The following is a 26,246-nucleotide window of genomic DNA, read 5'->3' as shown; positions in this document are numbered from 1 at the left end:
TCGTCCTGGTCGAAGGCCGTCAGCGCGGCGCCCAGTTCGTCCATCAGCGCGTCGTTGAGCGCATTCAGCGCTTTCGGACGATTCAGCGTGACCAGCCCGACGCGGCCACGGTTTTCCACCAGGATGTTCTCGTACGCCATGGGTTTCCTCTGTCTCCAATGAAAAAGGGGATGCGGTCCTTGGATGCGGGCCTTGGATGCGGGCCTTGGATGCGGGCCTTGGCTGCGGGCCTTGGCTGCGGGCCTTGATCGCGAGCCCGGAAGCATCGCTGCGACCCGCAACGATACCCGGCTTCGCCGCCGCCCGGCTACTGCGGGCACTACGCGGTCGCAAACCGGCAGCTGGCCATAGCAAACCGCAAAAGATTAATGCTAACATTTGCCGACCGACTGGTCGGTTAATTAAAACGGCCGTCACGCTTCCCTACAATGCCAGACGAAGCCGCCAACCGGTTTCGATCCAGAACAACCTTCCGGAGCGGTCAGCGCAGCACCGCCGCAACCGGGACATGGCAGGAGACAAGCCCATGCACGCCACGCCCACGCCGTCGCCCCGTACCGCCGTCGACGCCGGCCCGGTACTGCTCGCCTGGCACGGCGACGTCGCCCTCGTCACGCTGAACCGCCCCGACAAGCTCAACAGCTTCACCCGCGAGATGCACGCGGCGCTGGTGCAGGCGCTCGACCACGCCGAGGCCGGCCACGCGCGCGCGCTGCTGCTGACCGGCGCCGGGCGTGGCTTCTGCGCCGGCCAGGATCTGGCCGACCTGGATTTCACGCCGGGCCGCATGACCGATCTGGGCGACCTGATCGACAGCGCCTTCAACCCGCTGGTGCGCCGGCTGCAATCGATGCCGCTGCCGGTGATCGCGGCGGTCAACGGTACGGCCGCGGGTGCCGGCGCCAATCTGGCTCTGGCCTGCGACATCGTGCTGGCGGCCCGCTCGGCCAGCTTCATCCAGGCCTTCGTCAAGATCGGACTGGTGCCGGATTCGGGCGGTACCTGGTTCCTGCCCAAGCGGCTCGGCATGGCACGCGCGCTGGGACTGGCGATGACCGGCGACAAGCTGTCCGCCGACGAGGCCGAGAAGTGGGGCCTGATCTGGGAGGCGATGGACGATCCGCTGCTGATGGAACAGGCACTGGCGCTGGCCACGCACCTGGCCGCGCAGCCGACCCGCGCGCTAGCGGCGATCAAGCGCGCGATGTATGCCAGCGCGACGCAGACCCTCGACGCCCAGCTCGACATGGAGCGCGACCTGCAGCGCGCCCTCGGCGGATCGCACGACTACGCGGAGGGCGTCAACGCCTTCCTCGAGAAGCGCGCCCCGCGTTTCACCGGACAGTAACGCGCCGCCCCTTACCCCTTCTTCCCTTCAGGAGATCCGCTTGACTCCCGATCCGCAAGCCCTGGCCGAAGCCGCCGCGGCCAGCATGTACGAGGCCGACAGCTGCAGCCGCTGGCTCGGCATCACCATCGACGCGATCGCCCCCGGCTATGCCCGGCTGTCGATGCCGGTGCGCAATGAATTCCTGAACGGCCACGGCATCTGCCACGGCGGCCTGATGTTCACGCTGGCCGATTCGTGCTTCGCCTTCGCCTGCAACAGCCACAACATCAACACGGTTGCGGCCGGCTGCAGCATCGAGTTCCTGAAGCCGGTGCGCGGCGGCGACGTGCTGACCGCCGAGGCGACCGAGCAGGTCCTGTCGGGCCGGCACGGCATCTACGACATCCGTGTGACCAACCGCGACGGCGAGGTGGTGGCGATGTTCCGCGGCAAGTCGGCGCAGATCAAGGGCCATGTGGTGCCGCCGCCCGAAGCGGGCTGACGGCAGCCCGCCTTCCATCGCCCAATCGTTGCAGTCCACTCGTAGCGATACCCGCAGCCCGTAGCCGCACCCATAGCCACACCGATAGCGACGCCCATAGCAACGCCCGTAGCGACACCCGCAACGACACCCGTAGCGACACCCCAAAGCGCCACCCATAGCAGGAGAGAACGATGAGCACGCGCCTGACCGATCTGCCGCTGGAGCCGATCGAGACCGCCAGCCGCGACGAATTGCAGGCCTTGCAACTGCAGCGCCTGAAGTGGTCGCTCGACCATGCCTATCGGCATTCGCCGGTCTATCGGCGCAAGTTCGACGAGGCGGGGGTGCACCCGGAAGACCTGAAATCGCTGGCCGACCTGGCGCGCTTTCCGTTCACCACCAAGCAAGACCTGCGCGACAACTACCCGTTCGGCATGTTCGCGGTGCCGCAGGACCAGGTCGCGCGCATCCACGCCTCCTCGGGCACGACCGGCAAACCCACCGTGGTCGGCTATACGCTGCGCGACATCGACACCTGGGCCACGGTGATGGCGCGCTCGATCCGCGCCTCCGGTGCGCGGCGCGGCGACAAGGTTCATATCAGCTACGGCTACGGCCTGTTCACCGGCGGCCTGGGCGCGCACTACGGCGTCGAGAAGGCGGGCCTGACGGCGATCCCGTTCGGCGGCGGCCAGACCGAGCGGCAGGTGCAGCTGATCCAGGACTTCCGCCCCGAGATCATCATGGTGACGCCCAGCTACATGCTGGCGATCGCCGACGAGTTCGAGCGCCAGGGGCTGGACCCGGCCGCCAGTTCGCTGCAGGTCGGCATCTTCGGCGCGGAGCCGTGGACCCCCGAGATGCGCGTGGCGATCGAGCGGCGCATGGGCATTTCCGCGGTCGATATCTACGGTTTATCCGAGGTGATGGGCCCGGGCGTGGCGAACGAGTGCGCGGAAACCAAGGACGGCCCGACCATCTGGGAGGACCACTTCTATCCCGAGATCATCGACCCGAACACCGGCGAGGTGCTGCCCGACGGCAGCTTCGGCGAGCTGGTGTTCACCTCGCTGAGCAAGGAGGCGCTGCCGATCGTCCGCTATCGCACGCGCGACCTGACCCGGCTGCTGCCCGGTACCGCGCGGCCCGCGTTCCGCCGGATGGAGAAGATCACCGGCCGCTCCGACGACATGATGATCATCCGCGGGGTCAACGTGTTTCCGTCGCAGATCGAGGAACTGATCCTGAAGCACGCCGAACTGGCGCCGCACTACCAGTGCGTGCTCGGCAAGGAAGGCCATCTCGATACGCTGACCGTGCGCGTCGAATGCGCGCATGGCGTCGAGCCCGACACCGTGCGCCAAGCGCGCGACACGCTGACGCACGAGATCAAGGCCTATATCGGCGTGACGGTGGCGCTGGAGATCCTGCCGTCGGGTGGGGTCGAGCGCTCGGTGGGCAAGGCGCGGCGGATCGTCGACCAGCGGCCGCGTTGAGCCACGTTGAACGGCGCTGCGCTCCGCGTTGAACCACGCTGACTCACACTGAACGGGGCGGTGGCCCGCTAACCGGCGCAAACCCACGCTGACCCGCACTGCCCAGGGTTGGACGGCGCTGCGCCCGCCGACCCGCACCGAACCGCGCTGCGCCCCGCCGATACCACCCGCTCAACTGCGAGGCATCAGCACCCACATCCGGCCGGCCTGCTTCATGCGGCCGGCCGTCTCGCCCGCGGCATCGCCCGCGCCCCAGAAGAAGTCGGCCCGCACGCCGCCCTTGATCGCGCTGCCGGTGTCCTGCGCGAACACCAGCCGCTCGATCGGCTCGCTCGACAGCGGCCGCGTGGTCGACAGGAACACCGGCACGCCGAGCGGGATGGTGGCCGGATCGACCGCGATCGAGCGCTCCGGCGTCAACGGCACGCCCAGCGCGCCGATCGGGCCGTCGTTGTTCGGCGGCAGCTCGCGGAAGAACACATAGCGCGGATTGACGTTCAGCATCTCCTCGACCCGCGCTGGATTGGCGCGCGCCCAGGCCTTGATGCCCTGCATGGTGGCCTGCGCCGGCGTGATCTCGCCCCGGTCCAGCAGCCATTTGCCGAAGGAGCGGAACGGCTGGTCGTTGGTGCCGCCGAAGCCGACCCGCATCATGGTGCCGTCGGCCAGGCGAATGCGGCCCGAGCCCTGGATCTGCAGGAAGGCGGCCTCGACCGCGTCGTCGACCCAGACCACCTCGTTGCCGCGCAGCGCCGGATCTTGCAGCAGCTGCGCGGCGCGGCGGCAGCGGCCGGTTGCCCCATTGCGGCGGCTTGCGGTGCAGCGGGATCTGGTAGGCGCCCTGGCGCGTGCGCGAGCCGTGCAGGATCGGCTCGTAGTAGCCGGTCACCAGTCCGCTGTCGGTGCCGTCGCCGTTGATGACGCGGTACGGCTGGAAATGCTGCTCGAAGTAGCCGCGCAGCGCCTGCGGATCGCTGGCATCGACCATCAGCCCGGCCGTGCAGGGGGCGCGCCATTCGGGGCGCTTCTTCAGCGCCTGGCAACTGGCCTGCAGCGCCGGCCACGCGGCCCGCACGTCGTCGCGCGTCCAGCCGCCGATCTCGCTCCAGCTCGCCGGCTGCAGCCGGCCCTTGCCGCCCACCCCGGTCACCGGGGGCGTCGGCTGCCCGGTCTCGATGCGCGGCGGCGGACCGCTGACGCAACCGGCCAGCACGGCGGCCGCGCCGACGATGGCCCACAGCGCGCGGGCACCGGGCAGGCGGCTCGGGACGCCGGCAGCGCGGGCAGAGCGGGTGGAAAGCAGGGGAAGACGGCAGATGGCGAAAGCGGAGTCGTGGTCAGTCATCGTTTGCGTTGTGGTTGTCGCCGGGCGCGGCCGCGGCGGCAAGGACAGTGGCAAGGTTGGTGGCTCTCAGCGGTGCTGACGGGGGACCGGCACGGGGCCGATGCCATACAATGCTCGGGCTGGTTCGGACAGAATTCTGCGGGTGGATTCCGCCGTACCGGATCGGCGTTGCCTCGAACGCGGGAATCATCCATGAGCGAATTCTTTCAAGACCATCCCATGCTGCTGTTCGCCCTCGAGGCCGGCGTGGCGCTGTTTCTGCTGATCTTCATCGTGGTCTGGACGATGGGCACGGCGAAGAAGCATCCGCGTCCCACCCGCGCCCCGGCCGATCATCCGTCGCGCGCCCCTTCGGCGGCAGCGCCGGGCCAATCCGGTCAATCCGGCCACGCGGGCCAGGCCGCGGGGCAGGCGCACAGCAAGGACAACGCGCCGGGCGCCTAGGTTCCGGCGGCGGTTCCCACCGCGGCCCGCACCCGTTCCCCGCCGCGCCTCAATGCAGCATGCGCGGCAGCACCAGCGCGAACTCGGGAATCGGTACCTCGAAGCGATGGCCGTCCTCGGCCACGCAGAAATATTTGCCCTTCATCGAGCCGACCGGCGTGGAGATCGTCGCCCAGCTGGTGTATTCGAAGTGCTCGCCCGGCTTGAGCAGCGGCTGGTGCCCGACCACACCGAGCCCCGCCACCTCCTGCGTGGCGTTGTCGCTGTCGGTGATCTGCCAGTGCCGCGAGATCAGTTGGGCCGCGACCTCGCCGGTGTTCTGGATCGTGATGGTGTAGGCAAAGGCATGGCGTCCGTGTTCCGGGTCGGACTGATCGGGCAGATACTGCGTGCGCACGGAAACGGAAAAAGCGTACTCGCTCATTGTCGGGAAGGCCTGTGGCGGGACAAGGTAGCGGCATTGTGCGGCAAGGGGAGGGGTGGGGCAAGTCGGCCCGGCGCCGCAGCCAGCGCGGGCCGGCGTCCGCCGTGCCGCCCTCGCCCGCCGCCAAGGCGGCGTAAAATGGCGCCCTTGCGCGCCGGCCGCACTGGCGGGACGCGCCATTGCCTCCTTGCCACGTCGCCACCAGCGCCGCAACCCAAGCCGTCACCCACGCCATCATGAGCACGCCCACCTATCGCATCGCCCCGTCCATCCTGTCCGCCGACTTCGCCCGCCTGGGCGAGGAAGTGCGCCGCGTCACCGAGGCCGGCGCCGACTGGATCCACTTCGACGTGATGGACAACCACTACGTGCCGAACCTGACGGTCGGCCCGCTGGTCTGCGAGGCGATCCGCCCGCACGTGACCGCGCCGATCGACGTGCACCTGATGGTCCGCCCGGTCGACCGCATCATCCCGGACTTTGCCAAGGCCGGCGCCAACATCATCACCTTCCATCCCGAGGCGAGCGACCATGTCGACCGCTCGCTGGCGCTGATCCGCGACCACGGCTGCCAGGCCGGACTGGTGTTCAATCCGGCCACGCCGCTGCACCACCTGGACCACGTGATGGACCGGCTCGACGTGATCCTGCTGATGTCGGTCAACCCCGGCTTCGGCGGCCAGGCCTTCATCCCCGAGACGCTGAACAAGCTGCGCGCGGTGCGCGAGCGCATCGACGCCTACGCCGCCCGCACCGGGCGCACGATCCTGCTGGAGGTCGATGGCGGGGTCAAGGTCGAGAACATCGCGCAGATCGCCGCGGCCGGGGCCGACACCTTCGTCGCCGGCTCGGCCGTGTTCGGCAAGCCCGACGCCGACGGCGGCTATCGCGGCGTGCTGTCGGCCTTGCGCGCGGAACTGGCCAAGGTGGGCCAGTAAATGGAAGGGGCGACGCTAAAGCGCACCGACTGGCGCGGCATCCGTGGCGCCATCGTCGACCTGGACGGCACCATGGTCGATACCGCGGGCGACTTCCATGCGGCGGTCAACGCGACGCTGCAGGCCCTGTCGCATCTGCATCCGGCGCTTGGGGACATCGCCCCGCTGCCCCTGCCCGAGATCGTCAGCTTCGTCGGCAAGGGCTCGGAGAACCTGATCCGGCGCGTGCTCGACACGCGCCTGCCGCCCGCCGCGGCCAACGGCCTGTTCGCCGACGCGCTGGCGCTGTACAACCGCGAGTACCTGCGCATCAACGGCCAGTTCTCGGCGCTCTATCCCGGCGTCGAGGCGGGTCTGGCCGCGCTGAAGGCGGCCGGCCTGCGGCTGGCCTGCGTCACCAACAAGCCGCACGACTTCACCGCGCCGCTGCTGGACAAGTCCGGCCTCGCGCCCTATTTCGAGCTGGTCTACGGCGGCGATGCCTTTCCGTTCCGCAAGCCGGACCCGCTGCCGCTGCTGAAGGTATGCGAGGCGTTCCGCCTCGAACCGGCGCAGATGGTGGCGATCGGCGACTCGGAAAACGACGCGATGGCGGCCCGCGCGGCCGGTATCGGCGTGCTGCTGGTGCCCTATGGCTACAACCATGGCAACCCTGTACAAGGCGTCGACGCCGATGGTATAGTCGGCTCGCTTGTCAAGGCTGCTGAGGTCTTGACGGCACACCGGTAGTCTCCGGGCAGTTTCCGATGCCAGCCCCAGCCGTTCCAATCGAAATGGCGCCGGGCCTCCGGCAATCCGCGAGACCGCCCTCTCCGCATCCCGCGCAGACACCCCCGAACACGATTTCATGTTCCTGAACCGCAAACGCATCTTTACTGACAGTGATCGGCAGGCTTGGCCCTGGCGTCGCTGGCGCGCCTCCCAACAGGCGTAAAGTGCGTTCGCGACGGCGCTGATCGCGCCCGGCCGATTCGATCGGCAAGGCGTTTCGATCAGACCGGCGGCCCTGCCGGCCCGGTTTTCCTTCCCGGCAATCCCTGCTAGCGTTACCCGAACACGCATTACGCCCCCTGGCTCGACACGGAGCGACAGCGGAACGGCCGACCCCTCGGACCGTCCGCCTGCCACCGTCGAGCCGCCCGACGGGGCCGGTGCTTCGGCCATCCTGCCCCTCCCAGAATCGCCCGCCGGGGATCGCGTTGCCGCAGCCCCGTGCGCCGTCCCAGAGGACCGTCATGACCGAACTCGAATTCAAATCGCTGGCCGACCAGGGCTACAACCGCATTCCGCTGATCGCCGAGGCCTTCGCCGACCTCGAGACGCCGCTGTCGCTGTACCTGAAGCTGGCGCAGTCGCAAACCCGCGGCGTCAACACCTTCCTGCTCGAATCGGTGGTCGGCGGCGAACGCTTCGGCCGCTATTCCTTCATCGGCCTGCATGCGCGCACGCTGCTGCGCGCCTACGGGCAGCGCACCGAGGTGGTGACCGACGGCAAGGTGGTCGAGACCCACGAGGGCAATCCGCTGGACTTCATCGCCGCCTTCGAGCGGCGCTTCAAGGTCGCGCTGCGCCCCGGCCTGCCGCGCTTCTGCGGCGGCCTGGCCGGCTACTTCGGCTACGACACGGTGCGCTACATCGAGAAGAAGCTGGCCGACACACAGAAGCCGGACGACCTGGGCCTGCCCGACATCCAGCTGCTGCTGTGCGAGGAGCTGGCCGTGATCGACAACCTGTCGGGCAAGCTCTATCTGATCGTCTACGCCGACCCCGGCATGCCGGAAGCCTATTCGCGCGCACGCCAGCGGCTGCGCGACCTGCGCATGAAGCTGCGCCAGCCGGTCGACGTGCCGGTCACCAGCCCCTCGGTGCAGACCGAGGTCTACCGCGAGTTCGACAAGGCCGACTACCTGGCCGCGGTGGCCAAGGCCAAGGAATACATCGTCGCCGGCGACATGATGCAGGTGCAGATCGGCCAGCGGCTGACCAAGCCCTATCGCGACGCGCCGCTGTCGCTGTACCGCGCGCTGCGTTCGCTGAACCCGTCGCCGTACATGTACTTCTACAACTTCGGCGACTTCCAGATCGTCGGCGCCTCGCCGGAGATCCTGGTGCGTCAGGAAACGCGCCGCACCAGCGAACAGGGCGAGACGCGCTCGCGCCGCGTGGTGACGATCCGCCCGCTGGCCGGCACGCGGCCGCGCGGCAACACGCCCGAGCGCGACGCGCAGCTGGCCACCGAGCTGCTCAACGATCCGAAGGAGATCGCCGAGCACGTGATGCTGATCGACCTGGCGCGCAACGACATCGGCCGCATCGCGGAGACCGGCTCGGTCAAGGTCACCGACCAGATGGTGATCGAGAAATACTCGCACGTGCAGCACATCGTCAGCTCGGTCGAGGGCACGCTGAAGGACGGCATCAGCAATCTCGACGTGCTGCGCGCCACCTTCCCCCGCCGGCACGCTGAGCGGCGCGCCGAAGGTGCGGGCGATGGAGATCATCGACGAGCTGGAACCGCGCAAGCGCGGCATCTACGGCGGCGCGGTCGGCTATCTGTCGTTCGGCGGCGAGATGGACCTGGCGATCGCGATCCGCACCGGCATCGTCAAGGACGGCAATCTCTATGTGCAGGCGGCCGCCGGCATCGTCGCCGACTCCGATCCCGACGCCGAATGGCGCGAGACCGAGGCCAAGGCGCGCGCGGTGATCCGCGCCGCCGAGCAGGTCCAGGACGGGCTGGACTCGGACTTCGCGTAAAGCGCCGGCCGAGGCTGACTCGGACTTCGCGTGAAGGGCCGCCCGAGACCGCGCGACGCCGTCGTTCCCGCCGGCGCGGGAACAACGGCCCTTACTTCACCGCCACCCGCTCCCAGGCCGCCGTCGGCGGCAGATGCACGTCGGCGATGGTGCCGTCGCCCTCATGGTCGACCACGGCCACCTTGGCCCGCTGCAGCGCGCTCAGCTGCTGGCCCGACACGTTGAAGCTGCGCGCCAGCTCGTCGTCGCGCAGGGCCGGGATCGGCTTGCGGCGATCGAGCCCGGAGAAGCGGTACTGGTTGTACAGCGCCCAGCTCAGCAGCACCACGCCGTTGAACAGCCCCACCACCACGTAGATCGACAGCGTGCCCGCGGTCGGCAGCAGCGCCGACCAGAACGGCACGTCGGGTCCGGCATTGGCGTGCCGCAGCACCGCCTGCAGACCGGTCACGCACAGGTAGCCGAAGCCGATCCACGCCAGCGCGGTCAGCAGCGCATCGATCAACCAGCCCAGGCGGGTGCGCCTGGTGCGAACGATCATGTCATCGGGATTCATCACGACCTCATCGACTTGATGCCGCGATCCGGGCTGGTCCAACGGGCACGGCGCCGGGTCTTGAGCATGACTTTGGGGAAGGCCATCAGCGTGGTCAGCATGCCGATCATCCAGAAGGCCAGCGGATACCAGATGGTCCAGTACATAGAACGGCCCAGCTTGGGCTCGTAGCGGCGGTCGATCGCGACGCTGATGGCGAACTGCAGCACGCACACCACCGCCAGCACCATGCCGGTGAAGCCGGGCGGCACCAGCCGCTCGATGTGCAGGTTGTCGGGCAGGTCGACGAAATGGCCCAGCGCCCACAGGATGATCGACATCGCGAAGATGAATGCCCAGCCCGCCGACAGGCAGTACTCGGCCATCAGCGGCCACAGCCGGCGATGGCGCCAGATCCAGATCGAGCGCACGTTCTTCAGGAACACCTCGGCGCCGCCCTGGGCCCAGCGCAGGCGCTGCTTCCACAGCCCGCGCAGCGTCTCGGGCATCAGGATCCAGCACAGCGCGCGCGGCTCGTAGAAGATCGACCAGTGGTCGCGCTGCAGCTTCCAGCTGATGTCGATGTCCTCGGTGATCATGTCGAGGCTCCAGTAGCCGGCGCGATCGAGCGCGCGGCGCCGGAAGGCCGCCACCACGCCGGACACCGTGAACACCTGGCCGTAGACGCGCTGAGTGCGCTTGATCAGCCCGATGATCGACGAGAACTCGCCCACCTGGATGCGGCCGATCAGCGTCGAGCGGGTGCGGATGCGCGGGTTGCCGGTCACCGCGCCGACGCGCGGGTTGTCGACCATCGGCGCGACCAGATAGGCGGCGGCATCCGGATCGAGCACCGCGTCGCCGTCGATGCAGACCAGATACTCGCCGCGCGCGGCCAGCGCGCCCATGCGCAGCGCCATCGCCTTGCCCTGGTTCTGGGCCAGGTGGACCACGCGCAGCCGCTCGTGCTTCGCCGCCATCGCATCGAGCAGCGCACCGGTGCCGTCGCGCGAACCGTCGTTGATCGCGATCACCTCGAAGTTCGGATAGCGCTGCGCCAGCGCGGCGCGCAGCGTTTCCTCACCGTTCTTCTCCTCGTTGAAGCACGGCACCAGGATCGAGATGAAGGGCTCGCCTGCCACCTTGGGCGGCTGGCGATCCTCGTCCCAGGACCACTTGCGTTCCCAGTGCCACCAGTAATAGACGCCGCCGGCCATCCACAGTCCCGACATGAACAGCGGGTAGAAGAAGACGAAGGCAAGCAGCAGGTCGCCGGTCGCCAGCACGGCCAGGCCGATCGGCAGGCCGAGCGCGATGCACAGGACGATCAGGGCAAATAGACGTTCGATCATGGCGCGGGATACCAGGCGTTGGACAGCGCCGGCCGGATCACGTCGAGCCGAGGCTGGTTGTTATGGAAGTCGTCCGGGTAGTAGCCGAAGTTGCGGGCGCCGCGGCGCTGCAGGCGCTGCATCCAGCCCGCCAGCACGGCGCTGTCCACCGGCGGCGCATCGGCCTTGCGCCAGTCGCGGCCCTGCAGCTCGAACACCGTGCGGCGCAGCGCGCCCGGGCGCTTGGCCACGGTGTCGACCAGCGAGTCCAGCCACGCGTTTTCCTTGCCGGCCGGAACCTGCTCCATGTAGGGCATGGCCATCGGCGCGGTCCAGTCGTAGGCGCCGAGGAAGTCGTCGAGGTTCTGCGCGAACCAGGCCTCGCTCTCGGGCTGCAGGATCGGCGCGGCGAAGATGTTGCGCGCGGTCTTGATGGCCGGACCGCGAATGGCGCGCACCCTGGCGGTCAGCTCGTGCGTGAAGTCCACCAGCGCACGGCTCTTGAAACGGGTCCAGCGCTGCATCGTTTCCGGGTTCGCGCGCAGGGCCTCGATCGAGTCGGGCAGCCCGGCCTTGCGATATGCCGCCAGGGCCGGCGCGCTGGCATCCTCGAAGTCGCTCAGCAGCGCGTCGTCGTGGAACAGGATGCCGTCGAACATCGCATGGCGCGCCAGGTCCTCGTACAGCTCGCCGATGCGCTGGCGGGCCACCGGATCGAACGGCGACAGGCGGCGGTACTGCTTCGGATCGATGTCGGTGCGGCCGCTCTGCGGATCCCAGCGCGATACGCGCGCGATCGACGGGTCCAGGTCCAGGCTCAGCACCGGCATCCAGGCATAGACCTTGACGTCGGTCCGGTTGCCCAGCTGCCATGCCACGCGGTTGAACAGGTCGGCCCGCATCGGCAGCACGCGGTTGGGGAAGTACACCGACTTGACCAGCCCGCTGGCATCCGGGTCGGCGAAGGCCTGCAGGAATACCGTGTCGATCTTCAGGTCGAAGATGCGCTGGACCAGCTTGTCCAGATTGCGGTTCATCTGCTCGGGGTCGGCATCGTAGACATAGTCGAGGTCGATGTGGGCGACCCGCATGTTCTGCTGCTGCTCCATCGACACCACCGACTGCGCGAAGCTGCGCAGCACCGGATCGTCGCCGATCAGCAGGCGCGCGCCCGACATCAGCTTGTCGACGGTCGCCAGCCCGTCCTCGAGCGTCAGCGCCATCTGGTAGCCGTTTTCGCCGATGATGCGCAGCGCCGTGCCGCCCTCGGCGCCATACGGCCAGATCCAGACGCGCACCGGCTTGCCGGTGATGCGATGGACCTTGTCGGTGATCCGCTTGACGTCGTTGCGCACGCGCGCCTCGTAGGCGGCATCGGTCTCGTACTTGCCGGTCTCCTTGTCGAAGGCGCGCACCGCCGCGACCGGCTGCGTGTTGCCCTGCGGGTTGGCCAGCACGCCATAGTGATGGGCGTCGGTGTGCGCGCCGATCTCGACGAGGCCGGAGGCGGCGATCTCGCGGACCTGCTGCCAGGTCAGCATGCGGTCGCGCTCGGTGGCCTTGCCGCCGAAGTCGACCGGCTTGCCCTCCGGCGTGTCCAGCCACACGCCGACCGGCGCCAGCACGGCGGGCCAGCGGTAGGCCTTCAGGATCGGCAGCACGCGCGTGTAGAAGCTGCGATAGCCGTCGTCGAAGGTCAGCAGCACGGCGCGCTCGGGCAGCGCCGGACCGCCGCCACGCGCGGCCAGGATCTGGTCGACCGTGACCGGGCGGTAGCCGTTCTCGCGCAGCCACGCCAGCTGCTCGATCAGGTGGTCCGTGCGCACGCTCAGGTAGGCCTGGTCGGCGTCCTTGTCCTCGACGTCGTGGTACGCCAGCACCGCGACATGATTGCGCGGCCAGGGCTGCTCGGCCTTGGACACCGGGCGCTCGGCCGGCGGCGTGAACACCGGAATATCCTTGGCGCAGGCCGCCAGCAGGAAGGTCGCCACTGCCAGAAAGATCAGCAGCAGGGCTCGATAGGGGCGCATCAGCGTTGCGTCCATGGCATGCATCCCGTTCAGAATCGATAGGTCAGGTCGAACACGATGCGCAGTTCGCGCTCGCGCCGGCCGTCGTAGGGGCGGCTGGTGCCGGTGATCGTGGCGCCGACGTCGAACACGTCGTTGGTGCGGAAGCGCTGGCCATAGCCGATCAGCATCATGGCGCCGGTGCCGAAGCCGCGTTGCGCGTAGGCGCCCGCGCCGGCCAGGAACTGCTGCTCCCAGGCGGTCTCGTAGCGCCGGTACAGCGTGTGGGTCAGCCGCACCGACGGCAGCATCGTCAGGTCCGAGCGCGGGTTGTAGTACGGCGTGTCGTCGCGCGTATTGCGCGAGGCCCACAGGTCCACCAGCAGATCGGCCTTCAGATGCGGCGCGGTGTAGAAGCGCTGCACGCCGGTCACGCCGGCCTCGAGGCGGTCGTTGCCGTCGCTGAAGCGCGACGGCGCCACCGTGAACAGCCATTCGCTGCGCTCGCTGGCGCGGTAGCGAGTGAACACCGACAGCGTGTCGGCATAGATGCCCTGCTTCAACGCGCGCAGCGGCGTGCCGGTCGAGCGCAGCGCGCCCGATGCGCCCACCTGCCAGCGGTCGTCGATGTCGTACTGCGCCGACAGCCGGCCGCCCGCGCGGCCACCGCCGCCGTACGAATGCGTCGAGACCTCGCCCTCGAGGGTCAGGTCGCGCACGCGGTACTGCACGCCGGTACGGGCCCAGCGGTAGTCGACGTTGCCTTCCTCGAAACGGCCGGTCGCATAGCCGATGCCGCCAAAGGCGCGCCAGTCGTAGTTGATGGGCGGGCTGTACAGCACGGACTCGATGCCGAAGTTGCCATTGCCGACCACGGCGCTGTCATTGGCGAGGCCGCGATAGCCCTCGATGCGCAGTTCGGCCTTGTTGTGGACGTTCCATTCGCGATCGAGGCGCCTGACCGCCAGGTCCTCGGGATAGCGCGCCAGCGTGTCGTTGCGCAGCATCTCGGCCTGGCGCCATTCCTGCAGGTCGAGGGCGGCATGGCCCTGCTGGACCTCGAGCGGCATGCTGCGCGGCTCCAGCGCCTCGGCCAGCTTCAGTTCGCTCTCGGCGCGGCGCGGCCAGGCGCGTGCCCGGTAGACGTCGGCCAGCGCGACGCGCAGGCGGGAATTGGCCGGCGCGCGCTGCACCATCTCCTCGAGCCGCTGCTGCGCGTTGACGGTGTCGTCGGCCTGCAGGCGCGACTGCGCGGCGACCTGCGCGGCATCGAGCCACAGGTCGTTGGGCTGCGCGGCCGGCTGGCCCTGCACCCAGCGCCACAGCGGCTGCTCGGCGCTCGCCTGCTGCACCACGTCGCCCGCCGGCGGGAATTTCTCGGCCTCGGCGTGCGAGTAGTACAGCCCGGTCTGCGCCGCCAGCCGCGCCTCGGTGTCGCCCTCCGGCGGGTAGGCCTCGCTCAGCGCCTGCTGGTACAGCCGCTCGGACTGTTCGGGCTGGCGCAGATACAGATAGGCGGCGGCGACATCGGTCAGCGCGTAGGCGGGCACCTGCACGCCCTCGGCGCGCAGCGACTCGTATTCGTCGACCACCTCCCGCATGCGCACGCGGGCATGCAGCGCGGCGAGCCGGTCGACGCGCGCACGGCGCAATTCGCCCTCGCCCTGCGGTCCGAGCGCGCGCAGTTGCGGCATCAGTTCGTCATAGCGCGCCAGCGCGCGGTCGGCGATGGCGAAGCGCTCGGCTTCGGTGCGGGTCGGCTTGTCGGCAAGACGCACCTGCTCGGCGACCGCGTCCAGCTGCAGAGACAGCGAGTCCATCCGGCTCAGCAGGCCGGGACGCTCGCCGGCGATGCGCAGCGCGGCCTCGGGCAGGCCGGCATGCTGCAGCGCGCGGACGTACTCGCGCACGATGTCGTTGCGCTGCGGCGCCAGCGTATTTGCCTTGTCGGCCTCGTACAGCGCCTCGTAGGGTTCGCGGGCGCGGATATAGGCGTACGCCAGCGCGATGCGCGCATCCGCGTTCGACGGCTGGCGGCGCACCAGCGCCTGGCCCGCGGCGACCGCATCGGCGCTGCGGCCGCTGTCGGCCAGCGTCAGGATCTCGCCCAGCACGAAGTCCTGGCGCGCCGGGAAGCGCTGCTGGCCTTCGCGGTAGCGCGCCAGCGATGCGTCCCACTGGCGCTCGTCCCGATGGGCGCGGGCCAGTGCGGCCAGCGCGTCGGCAGGCAGTTGCACGGCGTCGCCAAGCTGGCCGTACGTCTCCAGAACCTCCGCCGGGCGGCCTGCCCAGCCGGCGATGATCATGCGGTCGTAGGCCGCGCGGCGATCGGTCGGCGCCTGCGCCAGCCGTTCGCGCAGCGCGGTCAGGGCCGGCTCGTGATCGCCGGCGCGGGCGCGCTGGATCAGCGCATCGTATTGCTGGTCGGCCTGCGCCGGTGCGGCATGCGCCGGCACCGCCAGGCAGGACATCGCCGCCGCCAGCCCGACGGCCAGCTGCACCGGGGTACGCCGCCGCAACGTCTGCAAACGGCGGGTATCGGCCGGAACGCGGGCAGGAGAGCGCGAATGACGCGTCATCAATGACTCCATGGGGACTCCGCAGCCTGTCTCGCTGTGATGGTCAAGCGCCCGCGGCGTGCCATCGAAGCGCGCACGCGAGTCCGTTATCGGCTAGGAAGAGGCGGCACGAGGGCACGGAACCCGATCGGGTCTGTCCCGCCTGCGGAGATCGACGGGGGAGGACCTACGGGATCCGGCGGGCACCGAAGAACCGCGCCGGATGGCCATCCGCAGCAGGGATGGCGTCGTGCAACCGCAAGCGCAGATGAAGCGCAAGGTGCGGAGCCGCAAAACTTCGCAAAGTGTAGTGAAGAAGCTGAAAATCGATTGTGAACGATAGAAAACGCGCCAAATTCCGCTGCCGCAGGCCCCTACCTTGGTCGGGGATTGCGGGACGGGCCCGCCGCCGGGCGGCGCTCGCGCTCGACACCGGCATGCGAGGCAAGTTAAAGTAGCGACTTCGTTCCGGATGCGCGGTGTCCCACAGAGCGTCGCTTTCCGTGTAACCTCCTACACGCATCCCGAATCACCCGATCCCCGATCACCCAATCGCCTGACGCAGAACCACGATGACCTTCCGGGCTCCGGACCGTTTCGTCGCATTCGTCCCGTTGGTGGCGCTTCCACTAGGAAGCGGCACGTCGTTGCGTTCTTGTTCGCACCTTGCCGCCGTTCCGGTTGGCAAACGTGCGGTCCGACAGCTCACCGGTGCGGCGGCTCCTAGATACCCAGGAGATCTGCCGATGCCGTCGAATCCCTCCCCCCGCTTCAATCGTTTCGAATCCCGCCGCGCGCAAGCCCGCGCCGCGAACGCTTGCCGCTTCGTGCATTCATGCGTCCTTGCGCGGTCCGTCCACGCACGCCGTACGCGCCTTCCGTTTCCACCAACATCAAGCCGGGTGAATCATGCTGCTGATGATCGACAACTACGACTCGTTCACCTACAACCTGGTGCAGTACTTCGGCGAGCTCGGCGCCGACGTGCGGACCCACCGCAACGACGAGATCACGATCGAGGAAATCGAGGCGCTGGCGCCCGAGCGCATCTGCATCTCGCCCGGCCCGTGCAGCCCGGCCGAGGCCGGCATCTCGGTGGCCGTGCTCAAGCACTTCGCCGGCAAGCTGCCGATCCTGGGCGTGTGCCTGGGCCATCAGGCGATCGGCGAGGCGTTCGGCGGCAAGGTGATCCGCGCCAAGCAGGTGATGCACGGCAAGGTCAGCCGCATCGAGACCACGCAGCAGGGCGTGTTCGCCGGCCTGCCGAAGGCGTTCGACGTGACGCGCTATCATTCGCTGGCGATCGAGCGCGAGACGCTGCCCGACTGTCTGGAGGTCACCGCATGGACGCCCGACGGCGAGATCATGGGCGTGCGGCACAAGCAGTTTGCGATCGAGGGCGTGCAGTTCCATCCCGAATCGATCCTGTCCGAACACGGACACACGCTGCTGGATAACTTCCTGAAGGTGGCGCGATGAAACGGCTCGATGCCCCGCTCGCGCCTGCCCTTGCTCCTGCGCCTTCACGCGACCGATCGAACGAACCCCACGCCTGCGAGACCGCCATGCCCATCACGCCCCAGGAAGCGCTGACGCGCTGCATCGAACACCGCGAGATCTTTCACGACGAGATGCTGCATCTGATGCGGCAGATCATGCAGGCGCAGATCTCGCCGGTGATGGCCGCCGCGATCCTGACCGGCCTGCGCGTCAAGAAGGAGACCATCGGCGAGATCACCGCCGCCGCGCAGGTGATGCGCGAGTTCGCCAACAAGGTCACCGTGTCCGAGCGCGAGCATTTCGTCGACATCGTCGGCACCGGCGGCGACGGCTCGCATACCTTCAATATCTCGACCGCGTCGATGTTCGTCGCCGCCGCGGCGGGCGCGCGCATCGCCAAGCACGGTAACCGCGGCGTCAGCTCCAAGTCCGGCAGCGCCGACGTGCTCGAGGCGCTCGGCGTCAACATCATGCTGACGCCCGAGCAGGTGGGCCAGTGCATCGCACAGACCGGCATCGGCTTCATGTTCGCGCCGACCCACCATCCCGCGATGAAGAACGTCGCGCCGATCCGCAAGGAGATGGGTGTCCGCACGATCTTCAACATCCTGGGCCCGCTGACCAATCCGGCCGACGCGCCAAATATCCTGATGGGTGTGTTCCACCCGGACCTGGTCGGCATCCAGGTGCGCGTGATGCAGCGCCTGGGCGCGCGCCATGCGCTGGTGGTCTACGGCAAGGACGGCATGGACGAGGTGTCGCTGGGCGCCGCCACGCTGGTGGGCGAGCTCAAGGACGGCGAGGTGCGCGAGTACGAGATCCATCCGGAGGACTTCGGCCTGTCGATGATCTCCAACCGCGGCCTGAAGGTGGCCGACGCGGCCGAATCGAAGGAGATGCTGCTCGAGGCGCTGTCCAACGTGCCGGGCACCCCGCGCGAGATCGTGTCGCTGAACGCCGGCACCGCGCTGTACGCGGCCAACGTCGCCTCGTCGATCGAGGATGGCATCGCCCGCGCGCGCGAGGCGATCGCCAGCGGCGCGGCGCGTGCCAAGCTCGACGAGTTCGTGCAGGCGACGCGCCAGTTCCAGTAATCAGAGGCAAGCAAGCATGTCCGACATCCTGCAGAAGATCCTGGCCGTCAAGGCCGACGAAGTCAGCGCCGCGCGCAAGCGCCGCGATCTGCCCAGCCTGCGCGCCGAAGCGGAAAGCCTGCGCGACGAGGCGGGCCTCGCGCCGCGCGGATTCGGCGCGGCGCTGCGCGCGAAGATCGATGCCGGCCACGCCGGCGTGATCGCCGAGATCAAGAAGGCGTCGCCGTCCAAGGGCGTGCTGCGCGAGAACTTCGTGCCCGAGGCGATCGCCGAGAGCTATGCCGGCCACGGCGCGGCCTGCCTGTCGGTGCTGACCGACGAGCATTTCTTCCAGGGCCATGCCGACTACCTGAAGCGCGCGCGCGGTGCCTGTCCGCTGCCGGCGCTGCGCAAGGACTTCATGGTGGACCTGTACCAGGTCTACGAGGCGCGCACCTGGGGCGCCGATGCGATCCTGCTGATCGTCGCCGCGCTCGATCCGGGCCTGATGGCCGAGCTCGAGGCCTGCGCGCACGAACTGGGCATGGACGTGCTGGTCGAGGTCCACGACGGCGCCGAGTTGGAAGCGGCGCTGCGGCTGAAGACGCCGCTGGTCGGCGTCAACAACCGCAATCTGCGCACCTTCGAGGTCTCGCTGCAGAACACGCTGGACCTGCTGCCGGCGATGCCGGCGGACCGGCTGGTGGTCACCGAGTCCGGCATTCTCGGACCGGACGACGTGGCCCGGATGCGCGAGGCCAATGTGCACGCCTTCCTGGTCGGCGAGGCGTTCATGCGCGCCAAGGACCCCGGCGCCGAGCTGGCCCGGCTGTTCGCCTGACTCCCACCGCTGCTTACCCCGGCGCACCGACCGATCCGATGGCCCAGGAAATCGAACTGAAACTGGCAGTGCCCGATGCCGCCGCCGCGGCCGCGCTGGTCGCCTGGCTCGACGCCAACGCGCGCGCCGTCGGCGAATCGCGTCTGCTCAACGTCTACTTCGACACGCCCGCCCATGAGCTGGCGCAGGCGCGCGCCGCGCTGCGGCTGCGCCGCGACGGCACGCGCTGGCTGCAGACGCTGAAGACCGCGGGACGCAGCGAGGCCGGACTGGCGACGCGCAACGAATGGGAAACCGAAGTCGCCGGCGAAGCGCTGGAGCCGGCGCGGCTGGAGACCGAGGCCCGCACGCTGCTCGAGCCGCTGCTGGGCCGCTTGCAGCCGGTGTTCCGCACCGATTTCGTGCGGCGGACCTGGCGGCTGCGCTTTCCGCTGACGAGCGCCGACGGAACGCAGGCCCGAACCGGGATCGAAGGCGAAATCGAAGCGGCGCTGGACGCCGGCGAGATCGCCGCGGTGGCGCCGGATGGCGCCACGCGGACGTCGGCGTCGGCGTCGTCGGCATCGGCATCGGCATCGGCATCGGCATCGGCGCGCGAGATCATCCACGAGCTCGAGCTGGAATGGCTGTCGGGCGATCCGTCGCAGGCTGCCGCGACGCTGCGCGCGCTGGGGGAGCGGCTCGGCGCGGTGGCCGCGCTGACGCCGTCGGACCGCAGCAAGGCCGCGCGCGGTTATGCGCTGGCAAGGCAGGCCGGTCAGGCGGATCAAGCCGGCTCGCCGGCGGGAGCCGCATGATGGGCCGCCGTCCGAGCCGATCCGCCGCCGAAACCGGTCAGGGCGAGTTGTTTGCCGGCGCGGCGAGCGATGCCGGTGTCGACGCGCGCCCCGATGCACGGACCGACGCACGCGCCGATGCACGCGCCGATGCGCGGGCCGATGCGCGAGCCGATGCACGGGCTGATGCACAGGCCGACGCGCGGGCCGATACGCGGGCCGATGCATCGGCCAATGCCGCCGCCGGCGCGCCGCCGCACCAATGGACCCCGCTGGCGGCCCAGGCCGACGCCCTGCCGCCGGCCTGGCGCGCGCTGCTGGCCCCGTGCCTGGCCACGCCCGCATGGCAGCGGCTCGCCGATTTCGTCGACGGCGAGCGCGCCGCCGGCAAGCCGGTGTTTCCGCGCGACGTCTTTCACGCGCTGCACCTGACACCGCCCGAGGCGGTCAAGGTCGTGATCCTGGGCCAGGACCCGTATCACGGTGTCGGCATGGTCGATGGCGTCGAGGTGCCGCAGGCGCATGGGCTGGCCTTCTCGGTGCCGGACGGCGTGCGGGTGCCGCCGAGCCTTCGCAACATCTTCAAGGAGATCGCCGCCGAGTACGGCGACCCGGCGGTGGCGCGGCCCACGGCCTCCGGCAATCTGGAAGGCTGGGCGCGCCAGGGGGTGCTGCTGCTCAATACCGTGCTGACGGTCGAGCAGGGACGGGCCGCCAGCCACGCCAAACGCGGCTGGGAAGCGGTCACCGACTGCCTGATCGCGGCGCTGGCGGCGAGCCGCCCGCATCTGGTCTTTCTGCTGTGGGGCAGCCACGCGCAGGCCAAGAAGGACCTGCTGGCCGGCGAGCACTGCATCCTGGAGGCGCCGCACCCGTCGCCGCTATCGGCGCATCGCGGCTTCCTGGGTTGCGGGCATTTCAGGCTGGCCAACGACTGGCTGGTGGAGCACCAGCGCGAGCCGATCGACTGGAGCGCGCACCAGGCGCGGGCGCCGATCGGTCGCTCCTAGACCCGGGCGCCGATCCGTCGCTCGCAGGCGCGGGCCTCGATCACTCGCGGGTGCCAGTCACTCTCGGGCGTCGATCACTAGCGGGCGTCGATCACTCGCGGGCGCGGGTCATTCTCGGGTGTCGACCACTGGCGGGCGCCGGTCACTCGCTGGAGCGCCACTCGAACAGTTCGAACTCGCCCTCGCCCGGCTCGACCTCCAACCGCTCAACCTTCGCCGCGGGCGGGCCATGCTCCATCCATTCGCGCAGCTTCGCCAGCCGCTCCGGCGGGCCGTACGCCATCACCTCGACCGTGCCGTCGTTGCGGTTGCGTACCCAGCCGCCCAGGCCGAGCTCGATCGCCAGATCCTCGCAGGCCGCGCGATAGCCAACGCCCTGCACCTTGCCGTGCGCCACCATGTGCCAGGTTTCCATCGCCGTTCCTCCTTGCGAGTCCGTACACCCGTGCATCCGTACAACCCTAGACTAGTGCGATGACGCGGGCATGACCACCCCCGCGCGAGGCGGGCGGTCTTCAGCCTGCGCCCGTGGACCCCGGCGCCTTGCGTCCTGCGCCCTTGGGCCGTTGCGCCCTTGCGCGCTGCGTCCTGCGCCCCTCGGGCTCTCAGGCGCGCTGGCGGATCGCGCGGCCGATCGCGCCGGTGCGCAGCGCGATCTTGGCGGCGTCGGCGCGCAGCGCGCGCAGCCGGCGCTCCAGCACCGCGTTGGCGGCGCGGCCGGTCGAGCTGGCGGTGCCGCCCGGTTCCGGCGCGCCGGCGGTCTGCACCAGCGTTTCGGTATGCCAGCGGTCGGCCGAATCCGCCAGCCGGGCACGGCGTTCGCTGGCTTCGGCGAGCGCGGCATCGGCAGCCTCGGCCGCCTCGGTGTCGGCGGCCCGGGTATCAGCGGCCACGGCGGCCACGGCGGCCACGGCGGCTTCGGCGGCCACCGCGGCTTCCGCAGATTCCGTCGCTTCCTTTACTACGGCCATCGCGGCCGCCTCCCTTGCCTCCGCCACCTCCGTCGCTGGCTTTGCCTCCGCCGCCTCTGCAGGCGAGTGCGCTGCCGCCCCTGCGTCCATCGTCGCCGCTGTCGCCGCCGCTGGTTCGGCATGCTCGCCCGCCGCCGCGCCCCTTCGCAGCTGCGCCCTCAGCGGCCGCGGCCGGCTCCTCAGGCGGCGCCGCCCGCCGGCGGATGAACCCCGCGCCCCTGCCCTCGCCCCGGTCGCCTTCGAGCAGCCGCTCGCTGGCCAGCCGCAGGCTGCGGCTCGCCGCCTCGGTCGCTTCCTCGATCGCGGCGCGCGCGGCCGGCAGGTCCAGCTCGTCGGCATGCTGGCGCACCTGGATGCGCGCCGCCGCGACATGGGCCGCGACCAGGTAGTTCTGCACGATGAAGCGGTTCAGGTTGTCGACCGCGCGGTGCCGGCTCTTGGGCTCGTCCAGCATGCGCTGGAACGAGCCGATCAGCGCCGACAGGCTGTCCATGAACTGCTTGCGCTCGACCCGATAGGCAAAATCGTCGCGCGTCAGTCCAAGCAGCAGGTCGCGCGTGGCGGCGATATAGCGCCGGTTGGCGTTCAGCACGTTCTCGACCAGCGCCGGAATCGCGCGATATTCCCAGCTCGGCAGCACGAAGCTGAAGATCGACGCGATCACGCCGCCGATCACGGTATCCACCAGCCGCTCGCCGACCACCGTCGAGCCGGGCATCAGCAGGTTGATCTGTACCAGCACCTGCACGCAGGCCGCGATCGCGGTGTAGCGGTACTTGATCGTGACGAAGGTCGCGCTGGCCACCAGCGAGACGAACAGCACGGCCAGCAGCACCAGCGGTTCGTGCACCACGCGCAGGATCGCCAGCGCGATGATGCAGCCGATCAGCGTGCCGATCAGGCGGTCGTTGTAGCGCTGCTTGGTCATGCTGAAGTTCGGCTTCAGGATGACGATGATGGTCAGCAGGATCCAGTAGCTGTGCGAGGCGTAGGGCAGATAGCCCGCCACCACCAGCCCCGCCGCCACCGCCATCGTGACGCGCAGCGCGAAGCGGAACACCGGCGCGCGCCAGTGCAGGTTGTCGCGCAGCACGCGCCATTCGTAGCGCTGGCGCGTCAGGAACGGCGTCATGTCGGGGCCGGGCAGCACCTGGCGCGGCTCGACCGGCGTGCGCGAGGCCACGTGCAGCTGCTCGACCAGCGCGATCGCGCCCTTGATCATGTCGAGCGTCTCGCCGAGCGCCGTCATCGCGGCCGGATCGATATGGTGGTGCCGCAGCATCGCGATCTCGTCGGCGACCGCGCGCAGCGCCTCGCGATAGTCGACCTCGGCGTACGAGGGCCGGCCGCGCGTCACGTCGTAGGCGATCGCCTCGACGTCCTCGCACATCAGCCGGATCAGCCGCCGCAGCGCGTCGAGCACCGGCGTGCCGGCGAAGGTCTGGCGCAGCAGCGGGTAGTCGGTATTGGTCGACAGGATGTATTCGTACAGGTCCAGCATCCGCAGATGGACCTGTACCAGCAGCCCGTCGTGCGGCGTGCGGTTGCCGCGCAGCACCAGGTCGCGCGCCGCCTGCTGCCGCTCGGCGACCACGATCTGCTGGCGCACCAGCGCGTTGAACTGCTCGTCGTAGTCGTTGCCGGCATCGTAGAAGCCGGCCTTGATCTCGAGGTAGCCGGCCAGCTCGTACAGCGACTCGGCCAGGATCTGCTGCTTGGTGCGCCGCTCCATCAGCCAGCTGACCGCCATCGCGTACGCCATGTACGCCGCCGCGCCGGCGCCGAACAGCAGCGCGTGCTCGATCGCCCGCCGCACGACGAAGTCCTCGCTCAACGTCAGCGTCATCACGAACAGCGTCGAGAACTGCAACGGCATGGTCTTGTTGCCGTAGACCGTCATCATGCCGGCCAGGAACGTGACCAGCACCAGCACGACCGGCAGCACGCGCGGGAACGGCGTCACCAGCGCGACGATCAGCGTCACCGCCGTACACAGCAGCACGCTGGCCAGCATCTCGTTGAACTTGTGATTCACCGGGCTGGGCAGGTCCATCAGGCTGGTACACAGCGCGCCCATCGACACCACCATCGCGGTCGGCAGGTCGGCCAATTGCAGCGCGATCAGCGTCGCGCCGATGACGCCCGTCGCCGATCGCAGCCCGCGATAGACGTAGTGCGAAAAAACGAAGGTGCGGGGATCGTGGGCGTATTGCATGCGGGCGCGGCGGGCGGCTACGGCGGACTGACTACGGCGGACGGCGGGGCCGGTAGCTTACTGGCCCAGCCAGCGCGCGCGCAATGGATGGCGGCCGCGCTGGCGCCGATCGTCGCCTTCCTCGAGCTGCAGGCGATATTCCGTCGCCGGCTCCGGCGCGAAGGTCACTGGCAGCACGTGCAGCTCGTCGCGGCGGAACAGGTGGCAAGGCACGGCGTCGCCGGCGCGATAGCGCGCCAGCAGCTTGTCCAGCTGCCCCGCGCCGTTTGGCGTGACGCGCAGCCCGTCCACCGCGGCCAGCAGATCGCCGGCCGACCAGCCGGCCGCCTGCGCCGCGCCGCCGTCGAGCACCTGCGTCACGCGCACCCAGCCGTCCTCGCTCCTGGTCTTGATGCCCAGCGCCGCGGCGCGGGTGGGCTTGCGCGGTTCGGCGCGGATGCCGAAGGGCTTGAACAGCGCGGGCAGCGGCAATTCGCCGGTGCCCTCGGTCCAGGCCCGCAGCTGCGTGGACACGCGCACGCCGGCCACCTCGTCGATCAGCGCATGGACCTCGTCCTCGGTGACACCGCGCTGCACCGCGCCGGGGGCGTAGAAATCGCGGCCATAGCGCCGCCACAGCATCCGCATCACGTCGTCGAGCGAGCGGCGTCCGTTGGTGCGGCTGCGGATGGTCAGGTCCAGCGCCAGCCCGATCAGCGAGCCCTTGGTGTAGTAGCTGACGATCGCATTGGGCGCGTTCTCGTCCTGGCGGTAGTACTTGGTCCAGGCGTCGAAGGAGCTGTCGGCCACGCTCTGCTTGGTGCGGCCGCTGCCGCGCAGCACGCCGTTCCAGGTCTTGGCCAGCAGCTCGATGTATTGCTGCTCGGTAATGCAGCCGCTGCGCACCAGCATCAGGTCGTCGTAATAGCTGGTGAAGCCCTCGAACAGCCACAGCAGCGGCGTATGGGTTTCGGCCTGGAGCCGGTACGGCACGAAGGCCGCCGGCTTGATTCGCTTGACGTTCCAGGTATGGAAATACTCGTGGCTGCACAGGCCGAGGAAGCCGCGATAGCCCTCGCTGCTTTCCGGATTGCCGCGCACCGGCAGATCGCCGCGCGCGCACATCAGCGCGGTGCTGGCGCGATGCTCGAGCCCGCCATAGCCGTCGCCGGTGACCATCGTCATGAAGACGTAGCGGCGATTGCTGTCGAGGAACGGCGCACGTTCGCTGCGCGGCTCGAACAGCCGGATCTGCGCCTCGCAGATCCGCTTCAGGTCGCGGCAGACGCGCTCGATGTCGAGCTGCGGCACGCGGCCGGTGAACACCACGTCGTGCTGCGTGCCACAGGCCTTGAACGTGCACATCGTGAACTCGCCCATCTCGACCGGATGGTCGATCAGCTCGTCGTAGTCGGCGGCGCGATAGCGGCCGAAGCCGTAGCGCTTCGCACCGCCGCGGCCCGGGGCTTCGGGCAGCGCCGTGGCGACGCGCCAGTTGCGATAGGCCTCGCCCTGCGGCGGATGGATGTCGACGGTGCAGGGCCGGTCGGCCTTGCCTTCGACGCAGAGGAACACCGAGGTCCCGTTGAAGAAGCCGTGGGTCTGGTCCAGATGCGCGGCGCGCACCGACAGGTCCCAGGCATAGACCTCGTACGACAGCGTCAGCGGTCCGCGCGCCGGGTCGATCGGCTCGGCCTGCCAGGTGTGCTTGTCGAGCTTGGTCAGCGCGACCGGCTGGCGCTTGGCGTCATCGCCGCTATCGCCGCCCGCATCGGCACCGACATCGGCACGAATGCGCACGATGTTCCGCGCGAACTCGCGAATCATGTAGCTGCCGGGAATCCACGCCGGCAGCGAGAAACGTTGGCCGGCGGGATCGGGATCGTCCACCGTGACGGTGACCGCGAACAGATGCGCTTCGGGCTGAAGCGGGGCAATGGCGTAGTGGATCGGCTTCATGGCCACGATTGTAGCGTCACGGGCACCCGGCGCTGCGCGGCTGCGGGGCTGCGGCGCCGATGCGGTGACGAACTGATGCCGTGGTGCGTGGATGCGCTGATGCAGCGGTGCGCTAATGCGTTGGCGCTGCGTTGGCGCTGCGTTGGCCCTGCGTCGGTGCTGCGTTGGCGCTGCGTTGGCGCTGCGTTGGCGCTGCGTTGGCGCTGCGTTGGCTCTGCGTTGGCCCTGCGTCGGTGCCGCGTTAATGCCCCGTTAGTGCCGCGTTGGTGCC

21 protein-coding genes and 2 pseudogenes (1 of these 23 only partly in view) are annotated in these 26,246 nt (G+C 69.3%); 12 read left to right on the top strand and 11 right to left on the bottom strand.

Annotated features, from left to right (window positions below):
- A protein-coding gene (locus OJJOAM_RS11340) for an enoyl-CoA hydratase (RefSeq protein ID WP_150082557.1) crosses the window boundary here: on the bottom strand, positions 1–140 show its 5' end (the start). The gene continues 637 nt to the left of window position 1, outside the view; the window shows 140 of its 777 coding nt (coding positions 1–140); it begins with the start codon at positions 138–140; its stop codon lies beyond the left edge, outside the window.
- A 386-nt stretch (positions 141–526) separates the two neighbouring features.
- Here OJJOAM_RS11340 and paaG point away from each other — a divergent pair, with 386 nt between their 5' ends.
- The 3 genes from paaG (at position 527) to paaK (ending at position 3,310) form a co-directional block, all read left to right on the top strand.
- Positions 527–1,348: a 2-(1,2-epoxy-1,2-dihydrophenyl)acetyl-CoA isomerase PaaG gene (gene paaG / locus OJJOAM_RS11335; RefSeq protein ID WP_422648006.1), complete on the top strand. Its 822-nt coding sequence runs from the start codon at positions 527–529 to the stop codon at positions 1,346–1,348.
- Between the two features lie 40 nt (positions 1,349–1,388).
- Positions 1,389–1,832, top strand: a complete 444-nt coding sequence (gene paaI / locus OJJOAM_RS11330) for a hydroxyphenylacetyl-CoA thioesterase PaaI (protein ID WP_422648005.1) — start codon at positions 1,389–1,391, stop codon at positions 1,830–1,832.
- A gap of 173 nt (positions 1,833–2,005) precedes the next feature.
- A complete protein-coding gene (gene paaK, locus OJJOAM_RS11325) occupies positions 2,006–3,310 on the top strand; it encodes a phenylacetate--CoA ligase PaaK (protein ID WP_422648004.1) in 1,305 nt (434 codons plus the stop codon).
- A 171-nt stretch (positions 3,311–3,481) separates the two neighbouring features.
- Here the strand turns inward: paaK and OJJOAM_RS11320 are convergent.
- Positions 3,482–4,655: pseudogene (locus tag OJJOAM_RS11320) on the bottom strand (murein transglycosylase A).
- Between the two features lie 192 nt (positions 4,656–4,847).
- On the opposite strand from OJJOAM_RS11320, the gene OJJOAM_RS11315 reads away from it, so the two are divergent.
- Positions 4,848–5,099: a hypothetical protein gene (locus OJJOAM_RS11315; protein ID WP_422648003.1), complete on the top strand. Its 252-nt coding sequence runs from the start codon at positions 4,848–4,850 to the stop codon at positions 5,097–5,099.
- Positions 5,100–5,148: 49 nt separating this feature from the next.
- Here OJJOAM_RS11315 and apaG read toward each other — a convergent pair whose 3' ends face one another.
- Complete coding sequence (gene apaG / locus OJJOAM_RS11310; protein WP_006579374.1) at positions 5,149–5,523, bottom strand: Co2+/Mg2+ efflux protein ApaG; 375 nt, start codon at positions 5,521–5,523, stop codon at positions 5,149–5,151.
- Positions 5,524–5,759: 236 nt separating this feature from the next.
- Here apaG and rpe point away from each other — a divergent pair, with 236 nt between their 5' ends.
- From rpe to trpE, 3 genes and pseudogenes are all read left to right on the top strand, one after another.
- Entirely contained in the window at positions 5,760–6,461 is a 702-nt protein-coding gene (gene rpe, locus OJJOAM_RS11305; protein WP_422648002.1) for a ribulose-phosphate 3-epimerase, read from the top strand.
- Positions 6,462–7,190, top strand: a complete 729-nt coding sequence (gph, locus tag OJJOAM_RS11300) for a phosphoglycolate phosphatase (RefSeq protein ID WP_422648001.1) — start codon at positions 6,462–6,464, stop codon at positions 7,188–7,190.
- Between the two features lie 506 nt (positions 7,191–7,696).
- Positions 7,697–9,218 (top strand): annotated as a pseudogene (trpE, locus tag OJJOAM_RS11295) (anthranilate synthase component I).
- A gap of 91 nt (positions 9,219–9,309) precedes the next feature.
- On the opposite strand, the gene pgaD reads toward trpE, so the two are convergent.
- From pgaD to pgaA, 4 genes are read right to left on the bottom strand one after another with little or no spacing between them, the layout of a single operon-like run.
- Positions 9,310–9,774 (bottom strand): poly-beta-1,6-N-acetyl-D-glucosamine biosynthesis protein PgaD, encoded by a 465-nt coding sequence (gene pgaD / locus OJJOAM_RS11290; RefSeq protein WP_422648000.1) that lies wholly within the window; start codon positions 9,772–9,774, stop codon positions 9,310–9,312.
- Complete coding sequence (pgaC, locus tag OJJOAM_RS11285; protein ID WP_422647999.1) at positions 9,774–11,105, bottom strand: poly-beta-1,6-N-acetyl-D-glucosamine synthase; 1,332 nt, start codon at positions 11,103–11,105, stop codon at positions 9,774–9,776. Before pgaC ends, pgaD begins: the two co-directional genes overlap by 1 nt.
- Complete coding sequence (gene pgaB, locus OJJOAM_RS11280) at positions 11,102–13,129, bottom strand: poly-beta-1,6-N-acetyl-D-glucosamine N-deacetylase PgaB (protein WP_422647998.1); 2,028 nt, start codon at positions 13,127–13,129, stop codon at positions 11,102–11,104. The genes pgaC and pgaB overlap by 4 nt, the downstream gene beginning before the upstream one ends.
- A 14-nt stretch (positions 13,130–13,143) precedes the next feature.
- Positions 13,144–15,672: a poly-beta-1,6 N-acetyl-D-glucosamine export porin PgaA gene (pgaA, locus tag OJJOAM_RS11275; protein WP_422647997.1), complete on the bottom strand. Its 2,529-nt coding sequence runs from the start codon at positions 15,670–15,672 to the stop codon at positions 13,144–13,146.
- Positions 15,673–16,560: 888 nt separating this feature from the next.
- On the opposite strand from pgaA, the gene OJJOAM_RS11270 reads away from it, so the two are divergent.
- The 5 genes from OJJOAM_RS11270 to OJJOAM_RS11250 all read left to right on the top strand — a co-directional run bounded on the left by OJJOAM_RS11270 (position 16,561) and on the right by OJJOAM_RS11250 (position 20,851).
- Positions 16,561–17,130 carry an aminodeoxychorismate/anthranilate synthase component II gene (locus OJJOAM_RS11270; RefSeq protein ID WP_149319646.1) on the top strand — a complete coding sequence of 190 codons (570 nt, stop codon included), beginning with the start codon at positions 16,561–16,563 and terminating at the stop codon, positions 17,128–17,130.
- An 86-nt stretch (positions 17,131–17,216) separates the two neighbouring features.
- The gene (gene trpD, locus OJJOAM_RS11265) at positions 17,217–18,245 is read left to right on the top strand and encodes an anthranilate phosphoribosyltransferase (protein ID WP_064576979.1); all 1,029 of its coding nucleotides are present in this window, start codon (positions 17,217–17,219) and stop codon (positions 18,243–18,245) included.
- 16 nt (positions 18,246–18,261) lie between these two features.
- Positions 18,262–19,065, top strand: coding sequence for an indole-3-glycerol phosphate synthase TrpC (gene trpC, locus OJJOAM_RS11260; protein WP_422647996.1), 804 nt, complete (start codon positions 18,262–18,264; stop codon positions 19,063–19,065).
- A gap of 38 nt (positions 19,066–19,103) precedes the next feature.
- A complete protein-coding gene (locus OJJOAM_RS11255) occupies positions 19,104–19,862 on the top strand; it encodes a CYTH domain-containing protein (protein ID WP_422647995.1) in 759 nt (252 codons plus the stop codon).
- Entirely contained in the window at positions 19,859–20,851 is a 993-nt protein-coding gene (locus OJJOAM_RS11250) for a uracil-DNA glycosylase (RefSeq protein WP_422647994.1), read from the top strand. The genes OJJOAM_RS11255 and OJJOAM_RS11250 overlap by 4 nt, the downstream gene beginning before the upstream one ends.
- Before the next feature lie 142 nt (positions 20,852–20,993).
- On the opposite strand, the gene OJJOAM_RS11245 is transcribed toward OJJOAM_RS11250, so the two are convergent.
- The 4 genes from OJJOAM_RS11245 to OJJOAM_RS11230 all read right to left on the bottom strand — a co-directional run bounded on the left by OJJOAM_RS11245 (position 20,994) and on the right by OJJOAM_RS11230 (position 25,975).
- Positions 20,994–21,266 carry an acylphosphatase gene (locus OJJOAM_RS11245; RefSeq protein WP_422647993.1) on the bottom strand — a complete coding sequence of 91 codons (273 nt, stop codon included), beginning with the start codon at positions 21,264–21,266 and terminating at the stop codon, positions 20,994–20,996.
- Positions 21,267–21,456: 190 nt separating this feature from the next.
- On the bottom strand, positions 21,457–21,744 hold the full coding sequence (locus OJJOAM_RS11240; RefSeq protein ID WP_422647992.1) for a hypothetical protein: 288 nt from the start codon (positions 21,742–21,744) through the stop codon (positions 21,457–21,459).
- Complete coding sequence (locus tag OJJOAM_RS11235) at positions 21,734–24,037, bottom strand: FUSC family protein (RefSeq protein ID WP_422647991.1); 2,304 nt, start codon at positions 24,035–24,037, stop codon at positions 21,734–21,736. The genes OJJOAM_RS11240 and OJJOAM_RS11235 overlap by 11 nt, the downstream gene beginning before the upstream one ends.
- Before the next feature lie 57 nt (positions 24,038–24,094).
- A complete protein-coding gene (locus OJJOAM_RS11230; RefSeq protein ID WP_422647990.1) occupies positions 24,095–25,975 on the bottom strand; it encodes a M61 family metallopeptidase in 1,881 nt (626 codons plus the stop codon).
- Between the last annotated feature and the right edge of the window lie 271 nt (positions 25,976–26,246).

The sequence above is a fragment of the Cupriavidus sp. H18C1 genome (assembly GCF_049311595.1).
GTDB lineage: Bacteria > Pseudomonadota > Gammaproteobacteria > Burkholderiales > Burkholderiaceae > Cupriavidus > Cupriavidus cauae.
The sequence above is the reverse complement of the archived record's forward strand: the minus strand, read 5'-3'. Positions and strand labels throughout refer to the sequence as shown.

Bases quoted from the DNA above. Each gene is read 5' to 3' on its own strand.
- OJJOAM_RS11250 (WP_422647994.1), top strand. From the start codon at position 19,859: ATGATGGGCCGCCGTCCGAGCCGATCCGCCGCCGAAACCGGTCAGGGC.
- pgaA (WP_422647997.1), bottom strand. From the start codon at position 15,672: ATGACGCGTCATTCGCGCTCTCCTGCCCGCGTTCCGGCCGATACCCGC.
- OJJOAM_RS11245 (WP_422647993.1), bottom strand. From the start codon at position 21,266: ATGGAAACCTGGCACATGGTGGCGCACGGCAAGGTGCAGGGCGTTGGC.
- pgaD (WP_422648000.1), bottom strand. From the start codon at position 9,774: ATGAATCCCGATGACATGATCGTTCGCACCAGGCGCACCCGCCTGGGC.
- trpC (WP_422647996.1), top strand. From the start codon at position 18,262: ATGTCCGACATCCTGCAGAAGATCCTGGCCGTCAAGGCCGACGAAGTC.
- rpe (WP_422648002.1), top strand. From the start codon at position 5,760: ATGAGCACGCCCACCTATCGCATCGCCCCGTCCATCCTGTCCGCCGAC.
- pgaB (WP_422647998.1), bottom strand. From the start codon at position 13,129: ATGGACGCAACGCTGATGCGCCCCTATCGAGCCCTGCTGCTGATCTTT.
- gph (WP_422648001.1), top strand. From the start codon at position 6,462: ATGGAAGGGGCGACGCTAAAGCGCACCGACTGGCGCGGCATCCGTGGC.
- pgaC (WP_422647999.1), bottom strand. From the start codon at position 11,105: ATGATCGAACGTCTATTTGCCCTGATCGTCCTGTGCATCGCGCTCGGC.
- OJJOAM_RS11315 (WP_422648003.1), top strand. From the start codon at position 4,848: ATGAGCGAATTCTTTCAAGACCATCCCATGCTGCTGTTCGCCCTCGAG.
- OJJOAM_RS11255 (WP_422647995.1), top strand. From the start codon at position 19,104: ATGGCCCAGGAAATCGAACTGAAACTGGCAGTGCCCGATGCCGCCGCC.
- paaK (WP_422648004.1), top strand. From the start codon at position 2,006: ATGAGCACGCGCCTGACCGATCTGCCGCTGGAGCCGATCGAGACCGCC.
- apaG (WP_006579374.1), bottom strand. From the start codon at position 5,523: ATGAGCGAGTACGCTTTTTCCGTTTCCGTGCGCACGCAGTATCTGCCC.
- OJJOAM_RS11230 (WP_422647990.1), bottom strand. From the start codon at position 25,975: ATGAAGCCGATCCACTACGCCATTGCCCCGCTTCAGCCCGAAGCGCAT.
- paaG (WP_422648006.1), top strand. From the start codon at position 527: ATGCACGCCACGCCCACGCCGTCGCCCCGTACCGCCGTCGACGCCGGC.
- OJJOAM_RS11270 (WP_149319646.1), top strand. From the start codon at position 16,561: ATGCTGCTGATGATCGACAACTACGACTCGTTCACCTACAACCTGGTG.
- OJJOAM_RS11235 (WP_422647991.1), bottom strand. From the start codon at position 24,037: ATGCAATACGCCCACGATCCCCGCACCTTCGTTTTTTCGCACTACGTC.
- trpD (WP_064576979.1), top strand. From the start codon at position 17,217: ATGCCCATCACGCCCCAGGAAGCGCTGACGCGCTGCATCGAACACCGC.